The organism is Paenibacillus sp. Negev47 (genome assembly GCF_058313655.1).
Genome location: NZ_CM177754.1, coordinates 6,422,438 through 6,438,152, shown reverse-complemented (window position 1 = coordinate 6,438,152; position 15,715 = coordinate 6,422,438). Strand labels below are relative to the sequence as shown.

Here is a 15,715-nt window from a genome sequence, read left to right as displayed (position 1 = left end):
CATAGGCGTAAGTTGGCGGTTTCTTTTACATGCAGAGAAAGGGGAATGGGGAAGTTGCAGGGAAAAAAGAGACATTTCAACTCACTTCGCAATCAGATCTTCATTGGTTTCGTTATGGTGATGCTCGTTGTTCTGCTGCTCGCAGGCATATCCGCCTATGATCGGGTGGCCGCTCTGCTAAAAAGCAATGCCGAGAAACATATCCATCAAACCGCAGTCCAAGCCAGTGGCAGAATGGATGCACTCATTGCACAGGTGAACTCCCTGACAGCCCAGGTTGCGGATGATTCATATGTGCAGCGTCTGCTCAGCGATGAGAAGCAAGGCAAACCGGCCACCTTTAATCAGCGTCAAGCTCTCTTGCAGATTGCAGGTAGTTATCAATCTTTCATCAACGGCGCGCAAAGTATGGAAATATACACTACAGGTTATAATCGCATTTTTCCGATGGATGACCGATCCCTCGATCTCAGGGTGGAGCGTAGCTGGATCACCCAAGCGGACGAAGGAAAAGGCAGGATGGTGTGGGCAGGCTCTGATCCGGAAGATCCGGGAGTGCTTCTGGCTATTCGAAGGATTAATCTACTGGATCATTCTTTTGAACATGGAGGCTATGTTGTGGTGCGGATGCAGCGGAGTTTTTTTCAACTCAATGATTCGAATGGGGCAGATGGTTCGCAGGACTCCATCATGCTCTTGGACGCAGAAGGAGAGGTAGTGACTTCTGATCCGAAGATTAATCTCGACCCAAAAGCCATACTGTACAGTGGATCTGTCGTCCAGAATGGAGAGGAGTCCTATATCGTCGTCCGGCAAAAGTCTGAATTAACCGGATGGACACTTGCTGTCCTGACACCGCTGCGGGAGACAACGGAAGGTGTGTCCATCTTGAGGACGGCGCTGCTCGTCTCGGGAATGATTGGTGTTATTCTGTTCCTCGTCATGTCGTTCTTTCTGTCCACGATGATTACACGTCCGTTAATCCGGCTAATGCGAGCCATGCGTGGTGCACAGCCGGGAGCGATGAAGCCCAATCTGATGGTCAGCTCTACGATGGAGATCAATGAACTCAACGAGGTTTATAATCAGATGGTCTACAGGCAGAACGAATTGACCCGGGTGGTTCATGAGAAGGAAGTCATGCAGTCCCGAGCTGAGTTAAAGGCGCTACAATCTCAGATTAACCCCCATTTTCTATTCAATACACTGGAAGCGTTCTATTGGTCCCTTGAGGAGAAGGGAGACGAGGAGATGGCACGTATGGTCGTGGCGATGTCCCGGTTGTTTCGCTACATTATCTCCAGTTCCCAGCAGGATGAATGGGTTACGATGGCCGATGAGCTGGAACACGCCGAGCGTTATCTTCGAATTATGCAGATGCGGTTGGGAGAAAGAATGCAATGGGAGATTCAGCTAAGCGATGCGGTGCGTAAGGTCCCAATTCCGAAACTGCTCATACAGCCCTTGGTCGAAAATGCGATTCTTCATGGGATTGAAAGTAAACTGGGCCCGGGAAAGATAATCGTCCATGTGGCTTCGATAGAGGAGAATCTGGTTCGCATTGAGGTTCGGGATGATGGTCCCGGGATGGATGAATCCCGGCTTCAATCTGTCATTCATGCCTTACATGGCGGTCCCGCTGTATCCAATAAGGGTACAGGCGTAGGTCTGATCAACGTACATCGGCGGTTGAAGCTTTACTTTGGCAGCCAACTCGGCGAACGTTGCAAGCTATCCATTACGAGCAAGGTTGGCGAAGGGACCGTCATTTGCTTTGAGATTCCCAAGGGAACGGAGGGTGCATATGATTCGTGACAAAACGATTCTTATCGTTGATGATGAGCCACGTACAAGAGAGGGTATTCGTAAAACACTGGAAGGATGGTCGGCAGGACGAAATCACATTCAGACTGCAGAAAGTGGCGTCGAGGCCGTGGAATGGCTCAAGAAAAAGCCGGCAGATCTGTTAATAACGGATGTTCGCATGCCAGAATTCTCCGGCTTGTCTCTGATTGAAGCCATTCAGCATTTTTCGAACAAGCCTGTTGTCCTGATTATGTCGGGACATGCCGATTTTCAGTACGCCCAGCAGGCTATTAAGCTGGGGGTCGTGGAGTATATGTTGAAACCCATTGATAAGGAACAGTTGCTTCAGACCGTCGAGAAAGCCCTAAAGTTCAGCGAACAACAGCGACGCATTCAAACAATGCAGGAAATGGTTGACCCCAAGCTTCTGGATGCCAAGGAGCGCGGGGAACAGAGGCTCAATAGCCAGATCAGTGAAGCTTTGGCTTATGTGGAGACTCATCTGGGTGAACATGTGACCATGCGTGAGATTGCTGACTTACTCCATCTAAACTCCAGTTACTTCAGCGTGTTGTTCAAGGAGCAGATTGGAATCAATTTTAGTGAGTATCTTACCCGTAAACGCATTCAGCGCGCCAAGGAGTTGCTTGTGCAGACGACTATGCCAATCTCGGAGATTGCGGAACAGGTCGGTTATCAGACGGATAAGTACTTTATCAAGGTATTTAAAAGTCTGGAGGGGCTTAGCCCAAGCAAATATCGTCATTCCCTCAATAATACGAGGTAATAAATTACCTCAAAAAAGTGGAGTTTTTCCAAATCGTCCTAGTCTTATAGGTGTGTTGGGTGCGTGCTACAATTTGGTTAAAGCGGTTACATTAACCGAAAAAACCAAGGGGGTTGGGATGATGAGCAAAAAGACGATGGCCATGCTTCTGTCATGGACGCTGGTTCTCGCAGTAATTTTATCCGGATGCAACAATTCAAGTTCTGATCAAGAGGGTGAAACGGGCGGCAATGGAACAGATGGAAAAGTGACCCTCAAATTCATGCACCTCTGGCCAGCAGGAAGTTCCGCACAGCAGAACAAACTGGTCAACGATATCATCAAGCAGTATCAGACGGAGCACCCGAATGTGACCATTAAACAAGAAGTGCTGGAGAATGAACAATACAAGAACAAACTGAAAATCCTGTCTGCATCCAATGAACTTCCCGATGTGGGTGTAACTTGGGCTGCTGGATTTCTGGAGCCTTATGTGAAAGGCAATCTGTTCGCACCGGTGGATGATCTGTTGAGCGGCTCGCTGGGCGACAAATTCATAGCCGGCACAACCGAAGCCTATGCGATAGACGGCAAAACATATGCGTTGCCCATTGAGCTGAATATCTCCCCCATTTATTATAACAAGGCCATTTTTGCCAAATATAATCTACAGCCGCCAGCAACGTACGATGAATTCCTGAGTGTGCTGAAGACACTGACAGAGAACGGTGAAGTACCGATCGCACTGGGTAATAAAGACCGCTGGACGGGCTCGCTCTGGTATATGTATCTGGCGAATCGGTTAGGTGGAGATGCATTGGAAAAGGCCATCAATGGCTCTGGCAAGTTTGACGATCCTGCTCTGACTCAAGCTGCTGCGGAGGTACAAAAGCTGGTGGAAATGAATGCCTTCAACAAAGGCTTCAACGGGTTGTCTAACGATGAGGGCAAATCCGAATTCATGAACGAAAAAGCTGCCATGTATCTGATGGGTACCTGGGAACTGCCGAACTTCACGACGAACCCGGACATTCCACAGGAATTCAAGGATAAGATCGGATTTTTCAAATTCCCGACGATTGAAGGCGGTAAGAGCGACATTAACAGCTGGGTAGGTGGTCCAGGCGTAGGGCTGTTCGTGGCCCAGAACTCCAAAGTGAAGGAAGAAGCGCAGAAGTTCGTGCAATACTTTGTGGAAAAATGGGGCGAGAGCTCGGTGACTGAAGCAGGCGTCATCCCGGCTACCAAAGTGGATACGGCTCAAGTAGAGTTGCCACAGCTCTACACAGACCTGCTGAACGAATTGAATCAGGCGAGCAGTCTTACGCTCTTTGCAGACGTGCAGATGAGACCGGCAGCGGCTCAGGCACATCTGGACATGATTCAGGCGTTGTTTGGCAAAGCGGTGACACCAGAGGACTTTGTGAAGAATCATCAGGCTGCGATTGATAAAGGCAATTGACGTACACGCGCTTGAACGCTTGAAGGGAGGATAATGTGATGGACAAAGTCATGTCCAACCGTCTCGTTGCTGCGTTGTACGTGCTTCCTGCACTGCTTCTGCTGCTGGTCTTGGTCTACATCCCGATCGTGCTCACCGGATATTATGGTTTGATGCAATGGGACGGGATCGGTGCAATGACCTTTATTGGATTGGATAATTACGCCAGATTGCTTCAGGACGGAACATTCTGGCAGAGTGCGAATCATACCTTTTTACTTGCTTTATTCTCCGCGCTGAGCCTGATCGGTTATCTCATGATTGCTCTGGTGCTGTCGGGCAAGATCAAGGGCGCGAACTTTTTTCGAAAAATATACCTGATCCCGATGCTGTTGTCTTCCGTAGCCATCGCCCAGCTATGGCTGAAAATATATCATCCCAGCAATGGTGTGCTGAATACATTCCTGGAGGCGATTGGATTCAGCAATCCACCAGCCTGGCTGGCCGAGCCATCCCTGGTACTGTATGCATTGTTCGTGCCAATTCTGTGGCAGTATGCGGGCTTTTATATTTTGATCTATTATGCGGCGCTCAAAAATATTCCGGAATCCCTGGTGGAAGCCGCCCGGATTGACGGGGCAAGCCCGTGGCAGATCGCTTTTCGAATCAAGCTGCCGCTTATTACAGAAGTCATCAAGGTGACCGTGGTGCTGGCTGTGGTGGGCTCGCTCAAATATTTCGATCTCATCTACGTGATGACCGATGGCGGACCGAATGGCTCCAGCGAAGTAATGGCCTCCTATATGTACCGTCAGGCGTTCCGCAGCTTCGACTTTGGTTACGGCAGTGCTGTAGGTTTCTTCCTGCTCTTGATCTGTCTGCTGGTTACCTGGTTGCTTCGAAAAGCGACAGCATCCAAAGATACGATTCAGTATTCCTGACGTAAGTGAAATGAAAGGAGGTCCATCCCGGTGAAGACGGATACGGCCGTTAGATTGCCAACTTACCCGGGGACAGACCGAGGTTCGGCATGGCTCAGAAGATTCGGCTATGTTCTACTATATTTCCTCTTGTCCCTGGTAGCTGTGCTGCAAATTCTGCCCTTGGTATGGTTGCTGTTATTCTCGCTTAAAAATAATCAGGAAGTATTCGACATGGCGCCTTTTTCCCTTCCTGCTACGCCGCGTTGGGAGAACTATGTCAAGGTATGGACTGAAGGTAATATCAGCTTATACTTTTTCAACAGTGTATGGATTACGGTGGTCTCGGTTGTGTTCACCGTGTTGTTTGCCAGTCTGGTGACCTTTGCGATTACGCGTATGCGCTGGAAGGGTCGTTCACTAGTGCTGGGGTTATTCATGGTGGGTCTGATGATTCCGGTACACTCCACGTTGATCCCGCTGTTCAGCTTATTCCTGAAGCTTCATCTAACGGATCATCCTTTGTCAGTCATCCTGTCCTATATTGCATTTAATATGCCAATTACCATTATGATTCTACTCGGATTCTACTACGCGCTCCCTCGGGAGGTGGAAGAAGCCGCTGTAATGGATGGTTGCTCCGTGCATCGGATTTTCTTCCGGATTGTGCTGCCGATGACGTCTTCGGTCATCTCCACAACGGCGATCATTAACATGATCTATAACTGGAATGAATTCATCTTCGTCAATACGTTCATCAGTACAGATGCGTATAAGACCCTGACTGTTGGGGTGCAGAACTTTATCGGTCAATATACAACGGATTGGGGAGCCATTGGTGCGACGCTGATGATCAGCATTATGCCAATCCTGATTGCTTTTCTCATTCTGAGTAATCGAATCGTGGAGGGAATTGCTGCGGGTTCTGTTAAAGGTTAAAAGGTCAAGGACTCTTCTATTACTTGCTTAAAGGGCAAGTTGGAAGGGTCCTTTTTTGTCTTCTGAAATGTCTGGTAAGCGTACGGAAGATGGGCTTGATGAAAGCAATGAAAATTCCTATTTATGGGATTACAAAAAACTTTCAACTATTTTCGCAAAACTACTGCATTTTCAAACTACCTGTGCTAACATACCCTAAGAATTAAAGCCCACATGGGAAAGGTGAGAAAATGACAGCAATATCCTCAACCAAAGAGTCCCTTCGGTCTGATGCCAAGGATCTGAATCTGATTCGGCTAACATGGCCTATTTTCTTGGAACTCTTCTTATTTATGTTGATGGGGAGCGTAGATACGCTCATGCTCAGCTCGGTGTCCGATAACGCGGTCTCCGGCGTTGGAGCAGCCAACCAGATTATTTCTATCGCTATACTTGTACTGGAAGTCATTGGACATGGTGCTGCGATTGTAGTGGCACAATATATTGGATCGAAAAAGCTAAGTGAAGCAGCACAGGTTACAGGTAATGCCATTACACTGAACCTTATTGTGGGGCTGGTCCTGAGCGGAATCTTTCTTCTGTTCGGAGGACATCTGTTATCACTCCTGAACATTCAAGGCGAAATTTATGATTTTGCCCGTTCGTATATAAATATCGTCGGTGGCGGGATCTTCCTCCAGGCACTCATTAATGCGCTGGCTGCGACGATCCGTACACATGGTTATACCAAAGAAACGATGTACGTCGCTGTATTCATGAACGTGATTCACGTGGTTGGTAACTATGCACTGATCTTTGGTCACTTTGGTCTGCCGAAGCTTGGGGTGGAAGGGGCAGCCATTTCCACGGTGGGCAGTCGTTTTATCTGCCTGCTGATCTTCTTCTGGTTGTTGTATCGTGTGAGCGAGGTGCGGGTGGATTTCGAATACTACATTAAATTGTCCAAACATTTTATTGGCAAAATTCTGCGGATTGGCATTCCGTCTGCGATGGAATCCATGGTATATCATTCCTGCCAGCTCGTGTTCACGCTGTATGTGACCTATCTGGGCGCAGAAGCCATGGCAACCAAGCAGTATGCGGGTAACATCTCCAGCTATATCTACTTGTTCAGCATGGCGATTGGTATGGGGACATCCATCATTGTAGGCCGGCTTGTGGGTGCACGGCGCAAAGACGATGCGTACAAACGTGTTTTTGACAGTGTAAAATGGGCGCTTCTGGCTACGGTTATCATTGATGTGATCATCATTCTGTTCCGTGTGCCGCTGATGAGCATATTCACGGATAATCCGGAAATTATCAAGCTGGGGGCTCAAGTGATTTTACTGAGTCTTTTACTCGAAACCGGACGTACCTGCAATATTGTGATTATAGGTTCCTTGCGTGCGGCAGGGGATGCAAAGTTCCCGGTATACATGGGTCTGATCTCCATGGTCTGCATGAGTCTGCCACTGGGGTATCTTCTTATATTCCAGCTTCATCTGGGGCTTGCGGGTGTATGGCTTGCCATTGCGGCAGATGAGTGGACCCGAGCGGTCATTATGTACTTCCGCTGGAAGAGCAGAGCCTGGGAGAAACATGAACTGGTGGAGCATGATGAAGAAGAGCCTGGTGCACAGCCAGTACCGGCTGTCTGAGGAAGAATGATGTACGAATAAATAAAAGGAGAGTCAATGACGGAAAGGATATAATCCGTGATTGGCTCTTTTTTGCGTTCTCGGTAGAGTCAATAGAATCCAACTTAGCAAAAATGATCAAAACGGCTATGACATCGTTCACGTATAGTAAGGATATGGAAGGGGGCTTTACTTCAGTTGAGCCGTTACCGTGCAATGATTCAGCAAAGTTTGTTCTATATTGAGACCCATCTGCATGAGGAGATCGGGCTGGAAGAAGTGGCATCGGAGGCGTTGTTGTCGCCTTATCACTATCACCGGATTTTCCGTAATGAGGTGGGCATGACCGTCGTGGATTATATCCGCAATCGCCGGATGAGTCTGGCGTCCACGGCCCTGCGAACCACGGATGCAGGCATTCTGGACATTTCCTTGGCATGTGGATTTGAGAGTCAGGAAGCCTTCACCCGCGCATTCCGCAAATTATATGGCATGCCACCAGGACGTTTTCGCAAATTGTTCGATTTGCAATTATTCGAAGGAAGAACCAGAGGAGGAGAATTACAGATGAATCAGACGTCAACGATTACAGGCTGGATGTTAACCGGAAGTCACCCGCAGAATTATGAGATGGGTATTGATCCTGCTGAAGTGCATCAGGGGAAAGCTTCAGGGTATTTGAAGGCCGTTACGCCGATGGAGCCTAACGAGTTCGCAACGATGATGCAGCAGTTCAGGGCGGACAAGTATGTGGGTAACCGGATGAAGTTATCGGGATTCGTGAAGACCGAGCGTGTGGATGCGTTCTGCGGATTATGGATGCGTGTGGATAATAACGTCCATGATGTACTTCAATTTGATAACATGCATGATCGGCCAATCACGGGTACACAGCCATGGAACCAGTACAACATTGTACTTGATGTGCCGGAAGGCAGCGCGGTTATTTCGTTTGGGGTTATTTTAAATGGTAAAGGAAAAGTGTGGGTCGACAGCTTCCGCTTCGAGGAAGTGGATCTGAACACACCGCTGACACATATGGAGACAGAGTACGAGATGTCGGACGAGCCGCTGAATCTGTCCTTTGAGGAGTAAATGCAGAGGTGATCAATAAGCAGTTGCCTAAACAGTAACATGAATTGGGAATCTATAGATCAAGGGCTGATCCAATTGCGGGTTGGCTCTTTTTGTTGCCTTTAGGGTATAAAGAAAGTAGAGCCAAGTCCAAGCTGAGAGGACATACGCTCTCATACAAATTGATAACTCATCCATAGCTAATTCGCACGGACCTTGCTAACATAAATAAAAAGAACTGAATATTTACACGAAAACGAAGAGTGCAGAACCAGTCTGAAGAAACGAAGTTCAAAGCTTTCTGTAAGAAAGTTACTTCGGAAGCATATGCTACGCCCTTTATCAACTAACAGCGATCGAAAGGCGGTACTGCACTTGAAGTTATCTCGTGTAACGTAGAGGATGAATCCCATGAATAAAAAGGTGCTCGTGGTAGATGACGAATCAAGCATCGTCAGTGCCATTGCTTACGCGCTGCGGCGCGAAGGATATGAAGTAGAGACCGCGAGTGACGGTGAAGAAGCCTTGGTCAAGGTCGCATCGTTTCACCCGCAGGTCATGATTCTGGATGTGATGATGCCGAGGCTCGATGGATACGGTGTCTGTCGCAGGCTGGAGGACCGGGAGGATATCGGCATTATTTTACTGACCGTCAAAAATGATATCGTGGACAAGATTGTCGGCCTTGAAATGGGTGCGGATGATTACATGACCAAACCGTTCGAGATACGTGAACTGCTCGCAAGGGTAAAAGCACTGATGCGCCGTGTCGAGAAGAGCAGTCCACCACCTGATGGTTTGAAGAACCAAGCTATCGTGAATGGCGAACTGCGTATTCATGTCGCTCACCGCACAGTGACCGTAAATGAGGAGAAGCTGGATCTGACACCGAAAGAGTTCGATCTGCTGACCATTCTCATGTCCAATCCTGAGCGGGTGTACACGCGAGACGATCTGCTGGATCGGGTGTGGGGGATGGAATATGCGGGTGGAACCCGAACTGTGGACATTCATATTCAGCGTTTGCGCAAAAAAATCGGAGATACGGATCAGCAAAAATTGCAGACCGTATACGGGATTGGCTACAAAGCCGCTGCGCCTGAATCGGGCGGGGCCGTATGAGAGTCAGCATCAAGCTGAAATTCAGTGTTTTTCTGGCAGCATTGCTCATCCTGACGGTGGTGGTGCTCAGCTCACTTGTACTGCGAGGTATTGAGCGTAACCAGCAGTCACAGATTGAGGGGATTCTGTCTCAGCAGACACGGTTGGTCAACTTGAATGTGCGACAGTCCTACTACACCGAGTCCGTTCATCTGGAACAGGAAGTCTTTTTACAACAAAACGGCCGCAGGCTTGCACAGGAACTGGCCAATTCCACCGGATTGCCGATAGCGCTCTATGATATGAAAGGCCAGCAGGTCGGTTCATCGATCAGCTCTGGGGAGAGTGCGATTGTGCAGGATACGCTCAACTATGCGCTGCAAAATAAAATTGCCTATCATGAACAAGGAGACACCCTGCTCTACGCCGCGCCACTGGACGGTCCGGATGGGCAGATGGGTGCCGTGTGGATGCAGTATCCGGTCCAGAGTTACCATGATTTTTATGCCCGTATCCTTCAACTGTTCATGTGGGCGGGGATTGCGGTTGTGGCGCTGAGCTTCATTCTGGGGTATCTGTTCTACAATCGGTTTGCTGTCGCTATTACCCGGCTTAAGAAGTCCGCAGATTCCATTCGGGAAGGCGACTACATTACGGAGTCACCTGTAAGACGCAAGGATGAACTGGGCGAGCTTGGGCAGGGCATCTATTATATGAGTACATCCATTCAGCAAAATATCACAGCCATGCATGCGGAGCAGCAGAAGCTGCAACTGGCGATTGAGAAGCTTCAGGCGCTGGAACAGCAGCAGAAACAATATATCGGTAACATCAGCCATGAGTTCAAGACGCCGCTGACGTCGATCAAAGCCTATGTTGAGCTGCTCGACATGTATAAGGATGATCCGCAACTGCTTGATGATGCTACGAATAACATTGGCAAAGAAACCGAGCGGCTGTACGAGATGGTCGAGAAAGTCTTACATTTATCTGCCCTAGAGAAGTACGACTTCGAGAACCAGGCCGAAGATGTCGAGGTCAGTGCTCTGCTGGCAGACGCCTGTGGTCGCATGCGGGGGAAAGCTGAGAAGTTTGGGTTAAACATGGAACTGGAGCTTGAGCCGGCGGTGATCCGCAGTGATCGGGAAAGTCTTATGCATATTTTCATCAACCTGTTGGATAATGCCATCAAATATAACGTCCCGGATGGCGTGATCCGGGTGAAGAACGAACTGCGGATGCAGGATCTCCAAGCGGTCGTTCGTATCTACAACTCGGGTACGCCGATTCCGGCAGAGGCACAGGAGAAGATCTTTGAACCTTTTTACACCGTGAACAAAGACCGGGCCAGAAAAACGGGCGGAACTGGACTCGGACTATCTCTTGTGAAGCAGTTTGTTGAGAAACAGGGCGGTACAATCACCTTACTACCGAGCCATCCGGGCGATCCAGAGGATGGGGAAGGTGTGACGTTCCAGCTCATTTTCCCTTTGGCTGATGCAAGTTTACAAGTTCGAAACAAGTCTGAATAACTTTGGAAGTATGCAAGGCGTATGCTTGGTCTATAGCAAGAGAAACCAGGGGGGACCATGATGAATTGGAAACAAGCAGCTTTGGGGACGTTCGGGGCCATTGCCCTGCTAACGACAGCAGCATGCGGGGGAACGACGGAGCCGGGGGGCAACGCACAAGGTGGGAAAACGGGCACCGATATTATAGTGAAAGATAATACCAACACGTCTGTGTACCAGAGCTTCAAGCTGGAGAAAATTGATAAGTTGCCGAATATGCGCGGGATTACATGGCTTAGTGATGATTGGATTGTATCCGACAAGGAGAACAAGTCCTTGAAACCCGTTACGGTTGAAGGTCAGGAAAGATACCCGCATAACTTATATATGTATGATCTGACCAAAGGTACAGACACGCCGCTCAAGGAAAGTGAAGTCAGTCTGGGTGCACCGCTGGTGTCACCGGATGGTCAGTACCTGTTCTACCGGGAGCCGGAGGAAAATACGGGCAAAGGCTACTTCCTGAACCTGCATAACGGGGAGACAACCCCTGCTGGCAAGGAGGACGGATTTATCCAAGAAGGCGCGTGGCTGGATAAAGAACATGTTGTTTTTCCCAATATGAAGGGTGATCTCATCTCGGCAAGTGTGGACGGTACAACGGAGGTAGTGGTGGAGACAGGCAATTTTAATGTGCGGAGCATCGAGGTTTCAAACGGTACGATCTATTATATTACGGGCGAAGACGGCCAGTTGAATGCATACGATACCACTTCTGGTGAAGTGAAACAGGTGTTGAAAAGCGTGGAGTGGGTCATTCCCTCCAATGACGGAACCAGGCTTGCCATTGTGAAAAGAACAGCGGATACCAAACGGGCGCTGGTACTCACCGATCTGGAAGGCAATGAAAAAGCCACGCTCGCCAGAGGCACACAGATCTTCGGCACAAGCTGGTCAGGTGACGATTCGAAGATTGCGTATACGATCAATTCAGAGAATGACAACGAAAAGGGATTATTCGTCTCCAACACGGAATCGGCAGAACAGTTCCAGATTTCGGCGGATATGGACAACGCTTCTGACCCACTCGCCTGGAGTCCGGAAGGCAATAAAATCCTGTTATCGCAGGCGATATTGGAGAATGAGTCGTATCACTTTGTAACCTCGGTCATTACGATCTCGGAATAAAACAATCAGAAAAGCCTGTTCCCGGAAGGAACAGGCTTCTAGATATACACACTAATTTTTTGCGTTCAACAGTAGTTTGACCGCTTCTGCACGCGTGGTTTTATCACTTGGAGCAAAGGTGTTGAGCCCTTTACCGTGCAGCATCCCGGCTTTTTGCATGCCAGCGACAGCTGCTTTGGCCCAAAGCGGAATCTGTGCATCGTCTGCAAAGGTTGAGCTTGTGCCAGTTAGCGCTTTTAATTGAAGCGCACCGGCTACCAGGACAGCCATCTCAGCACGAGTTATAGCATCATTGGGGCGGAAAGCTCCCTTGGTATCTCCCTGAATAAACCCTGCTTGCAAGGCACGAGCGACAGCAGACTCTGCCCAAGTTCCTATTTTTGCATGATCGGTAAAAGTTATTGCCGCTTCAGTGTATTCTGTTTTCAGCGTATTCATTAGCATCACCGTAAATTCTGCACGCGTAACGGATGCATTAGGCTTGAAGGACCCATCGGAAAATCCACTCACGATACCTTCACGGATGGCTTCCTGAATGAAATCTTCCGCCCAGTGCCCGTCGACATCGCTAAATGCAATCTCTGCTGGCGCCTTGGGTTGTTCAACAGCAAAAACAGCAAATTTGGTGAAATGGTCCACGTCTACGTTGACTTGATTGTCATGAATTGAAGCTTCTCCCGCAGAGATCCACAACTTGTTTTGTTCATCAAAGTAGAATAGTCCAGCCTGGTGATTGGTTGGCAAGCTTGATGTATCAAATGTCAGATTCAAGGTTACGTATTTATTGAAGTTCTGTTGAACATTCTTAAGTAACTCATATACCGGGCTGATGAGTTTAGTCTGATTAGTTAGCAAGTCCGAAGAATCTGTAATCTGGTCAATCGTGATCTTCATTTCTTGATTAGTTGCTCCAGCCGGGATGGTTACAGTAATGCCATCGCCCAAACTCACTTGCCCAGCCTGCCCCGCAGCAAGTGTTAAACGTCCATTCGTGGACGAATGGGTTATGGTATTAGGCGACGAAGGGGTACTGCTCGACCCGTTGTTATTCTGGTTGCCGGAGACGCCGCCGCTGTTGTTACCATCATTACCACCTGATGGTGGCGTGGAATTAACACTCCATTTGGCATATAAGATCAGATCGGCTGTAATCTCTGTTTGAGCAAAGTTGAATGGAGTCTTCAACTCGGGGTCTGCATACCAGCCTGCAAACGTATAGCCGGAACGGCTTGGCGAAGCAGGTGCTGAAAGTTTCTGACCGTATTCAACAGCTGCATCGGATACTGCTGATCCTCCAAGTGTATTAAACGTTACCTTATATGTGTTTGGTGCCCATTTTGCATACAATGTGGTGTCCTGGACAATCGATCTAGTATTCAGGTCAAATGGCGTACTCCATTCAGGCTCAGTATACCAGCCTGCGAAAGTGTGTCCTGCTTTGGTTGGATCATCAGGAGCTGCCGCCAACTCACCATACGTGACTGACTGATCAGGAACGACTGACCCACCATTAGTTTCGAAGTTAACGGTATAGGAGTTGACCGTCCATTTCGCATACAGAGTGATATCAGTGGTAACGGTGGTATTGTCAAAATCAAAAGCCTGACTCAGACCTGAATCGGTATACCATCCAGCAAAGGTGTATCCTGCTTTAGTTGGAACTGCTGGAACAATAACCTTGTCACCGTAAGACACCGTTTGTTCAGTTACCTCAGAACCGCCATTACTGTTAAACGTCAGAGTCCGTGGCGCATAAAAGCTGAAATGGATTGTTGTCGTATTGCCTGCCGCATCGGTAACGACCAGCACATGTTCACCTTCAACATTGAACGTCTCCCCGCTGAGGAATGGAGAACCATCAAGGGTGGCTGTCCCCTCATTAAAGGTGATGGTCGGGCTTGCATCGTATATTCCATCATTGATGACACCCGTTACAACAGGAGGGACCGTATCAATGGAAAAGTGGACTGTTGTACTGCCAATGTGGTTGGTTACCACCAATGTGTAATCTCCATCTTCTGTAACCGGAGTGCCGCTAGTGAATGCAGAACCATTCAGGAGTGCTGTACCGCTATTAAATGTAGGCGTGACCGTTTGATTATATATACCCTCGTCTGTTACCCCGCTGACGATCGGCGCCAAGTCCTGCTCAACTGTTATGGTAACTAACGCAGGATTACTCGTACCCCATGGATTAGAGGCAGTGTAATAAAAATGGTCTGTTCCTACAAAGTTGGTATTCGGAGTGTAGGCCAATGCACCGTTAGAATCAAGTTCCACGGTTCCATTCAGCGGTTCAGTGCTTAAAGAGGCGGTAGAAGCATTACTGTCGTTGGCCATCAATCCCGGTGATGGCACAGTCAGAGGCGTGTTTTGGCTGGTAGTGTAAGTATCTGCTGTTGCATTGGGCGGAATGCCACCTCCAAAATCAGGGAATATGCCTGTTTTGACAACATAATACACCAATGCGGATGGTGTGTTATTCAGATTAGGTACTCTGAAACTTACCTGGCCATCACCCCCAAATTTGGTGCCTAATAGACTAAATAAGGCCTGATTTTGGTTGATGGGCAGTGAAGATCCATCGGCCTCAATCCAGTTTGGAGTCGATAGTTGAACCAGCATGGGAATGATCTCGCCAGTGTACGCGAGCCCTGTTCCGCCAGTCTCGGCACGGTGCGTAAATACAGCGTAATGAATAATGTCACCTTTGATTTTAGGTAATGTAGGTAATTGGAAGGTTTCCGTCCCATCTCCACCGAAGGTTGTGCCAATCATATTGAATAGTTCAGTGTAATCAGAGATATGGAGAGACTGACCCTCTACACGCAACCACCCCTGAGGTGTAAAGTAGTAAGGAAACAGGCGAACCTCACCAAGCATAGCATTTTTGGCATAAGGAGAATCCGCGTTACGGGGAGGAAAGATTCCGTCTATGGCTATGTAGTAGCCTAAACCTTGAGGTGCAATATTGGATAGATCAGGTATTGCAAATGTTGATTTTCCATCTCCACCATAATTATTGCCTAGCAACGAGAAGAGAGCTGTATTTTGGCTTATAGAAAACGTTCGTCCATCCGCAGGCACCCATCCTGATGGGGCTGCGTTGTAGGGAAATAAATGAATCTCCCCAATGTATGGCTTTTCCTCTGCAGCGTGCACTCGTTGTACCATGCCAGAGTTATTCCACAGCACACTTAATCCGAGCAGGAATACCAACCACAGAATGCTTACTTTTCTGAACAGTGTTAAACTCACGTTCTCATCCCCATTTTCCTCCTAATATGTTCACCGTATGCTTGCTCCCATCCACTTCTTTTGCTAGTCGGTGTGGGTAAGCCATATAATGA

At 48.4% G+C, this 15,715-nt stretch carries 11 protein-coding genes; 10 read left to right on the top strand and 1 reads right to left on the bottom strand.

The features are described from left to right. The first annotated feature begins 54 nt into the window (after nucleotides 1-54). From AC4G47_RS28860 to AC4G47_RS28815, 10 genes are all read left to right on the top strand, one after another. Nucleotides 55-1,815, top strand: a complete 1,761-nt coding sequence (locus AC4G47_RS28860) for a sensor histidine kinase (RefSeq protein ID WP_491103950.1) — start codon at nucleotides 55-57, stop codon at nucleotides 1,813-1,815. Continuing rightward, nucleotides 1,805-2,593 (top strand): response regulator transcription factor, encoded by a 789-nt coding sequence (locus tag AC4G47_RS28855; RefSeq protein ID WP_491103949.1) that lies wholly within the window; start codon nucleotides 1,805-1,807, stop codon nucleotides 2,591-2,593. Before AC4G47_RS28860 ends, AC4G47_RS28855 begins: the two co-directional genes overlap by 11 nt. 121 nt (nucleotides 2,594-2,714) lie before the next feature. Continuing rightward, nucleotides 2,715-4,034 (top strand): extracellular solute-binding protein, encoded by a 1,320-nt coding sequence (locus tag AC4G47_RS28850; protein WP_491106823.1) that lies wholly within the window; start codon nucleotides 2,715-2,717, stop codon nucleotides 4,032-4,034. Between the two features lie 38 nt (nucleotides 4,035-4,072). Next, nucleotides 4,073-4,954 carry a carbohydrate ABC transporter permease gene (locus AC4G47_RS28845; protein ID WP_491103947.1) on the top strand — a complete coding sequence of 294 codons (882 nt, stop codon included), beginning with the start codon at nucleotides 4,073-4,075 and terminating at the stop codon, nucleotides 4,952-4,954. 54 nt (nucleotides 4,955-5,008) lie between these two features. Further along, nucleotides 5,009-5,872 (top strand): carbohydrate ABC transporter permease, encoded by an 864-nt coding sequence (locus tag AC4G47_RS28840; protein WP_458127368.1) that lies wholly within the window; start codon nucleotides 5,009-5,011, stop codon nucleotides 5,870-5,872. A 230-nt stretch (nucleotides 5,873-6,102) separates the two neighbouring features. Continuing rightward, nucleotides 6,103-7,512 carry an MATE family efflux transporter gene (locus AC4G47_RS28835; protein WP_491103945.1) on the top strand — a complete coding sequence of 470 codons (1,410 nt, stop codon included), beginning with the start codon at nucleotides 6,103-6,105 and terminating at the stop codon, nucleotides 7,510-7,512. Between the two features lie 177 nt (nucleotides 7,513-7,689). Next, entirely contained in the window at nucleotides 7,690-8,586 is an 897-nt protein-coding gene (locus AC4G47_RS28830; RefSeq protein WP_491103944.1) for a helix-turn-helix transcriptional regulator, read from the top strand. Nucleotides 8,587-8,976: 390 nt separating this feature from the next. Next, nucleotides 8,977-9,687: a response regulator transcription factor gene (locus AC4G47_RS28825; protein ID WP_491103942.1), complete on the top strand. Its 711-nt coding sequence runs from the start codon at nucleotides 8,977-8,979 to the stop codon at nucleotides 9,685-9,687. Then, the gene (locus AC4G47_RS28820; protein WP_491103941.1) at nucleotides 9,684-11,198 is read left to right on the top strand and encodes a sensor histidine kinase; all 1,515 of its coding nucleotides are present in this window, start codon (nucleotides 9,684-9,686) and stop codon (nucleotides 11,196-11,198) included. The genes AC4G47_RS28825 and AC4G47_RS28820 overlap by 4 nt, the downstream gene beginning before the upstream one ends. A gap of 60 nt (nucleotides 11,199-11,258) precedes the next feature. After that, a complete protein-coding gene (locus AC4G47_RS28815) occupies nucleotides 11,259-12,365 on the top strand; it encodes a hypothetical protein (protein WP_491103940.1) in 1,107 nt (368 codons plus the stop codon). A 51-nt stretch (nucleotides 12,366-12,416) separates the two neighbouring features. On the opposite strand, the gene AC4G47_RS28810 is transcribed toward AC4G47_RS28815, so the two are convergent. Beyond that, nucleotides 12,417-15,623, bottom strand: a complete 3,207-nt coding sequence (locus tag AC4G47_RS28810) for an InlB B-repeat-containing protein (RefSeq protein ID WP_491103939.1) — start codon at nucleotides 15,621-15,623, stop codon at nucleotides 12,417-12,419. Nucleotides 15,624-15,715 lie beyond the last annotated feature (92 nt).

Excerpts from the sequence above, each read along its gene's own strand:
- AC4G47_RS28855 (WP_491103949.1), top strand. The coding sequence starts at position 1,805 with ATGATTCGTGACAAAACGATTCTTATCGTTGATGATGAGCCACGTACA.
- AC4G47_RS28850 (WP_491106823.1), top strand. The coding sequence starts at position 2,715 with ATGAGCAAAAAGACGATGGCCATGCTTCTGTCATGGACGCTGGTTCTC.
- AC4G47_RS28845 (WP_491103947.1), top strand. The coding sequence starts at position 4,073 with ATGGACAAAGTCATGTCCAACCGTCTCGTTGCTGCGTTGTACGTGCTT.
- AC4G47_RS28835 (WP_491103945.1), top strand. The coding sequence starts at position 6,103 with ATGACAGCAATATCCTCAACCAAAGAGTCCCTTCGGTCTGATGCCAAG.
- AC4G47_RS28825 (WP_491103942.1), top strand. The coding sequence starts at position 8,977 with ATGAATAAAAAGGTGCTCGTGGTAGATGACGAATCAAGCATCGTCAGT.
- AC4G47_RS28820 (WP_491103941.1), top strand. The coding sequence starts at position 9,684 with ATGAGAGTCAGCATCAAGCTGAAATTCAGTGTTTTTCTGGCAGCATTG.
- AC4G47_RS28815 (WP_491103940.1), top strand. The coding sequence starts at position 11,259 with ATGAATTGGAAACAAGCAGCTTTGGGGACGTTCGGGGCCATTGCCCTG.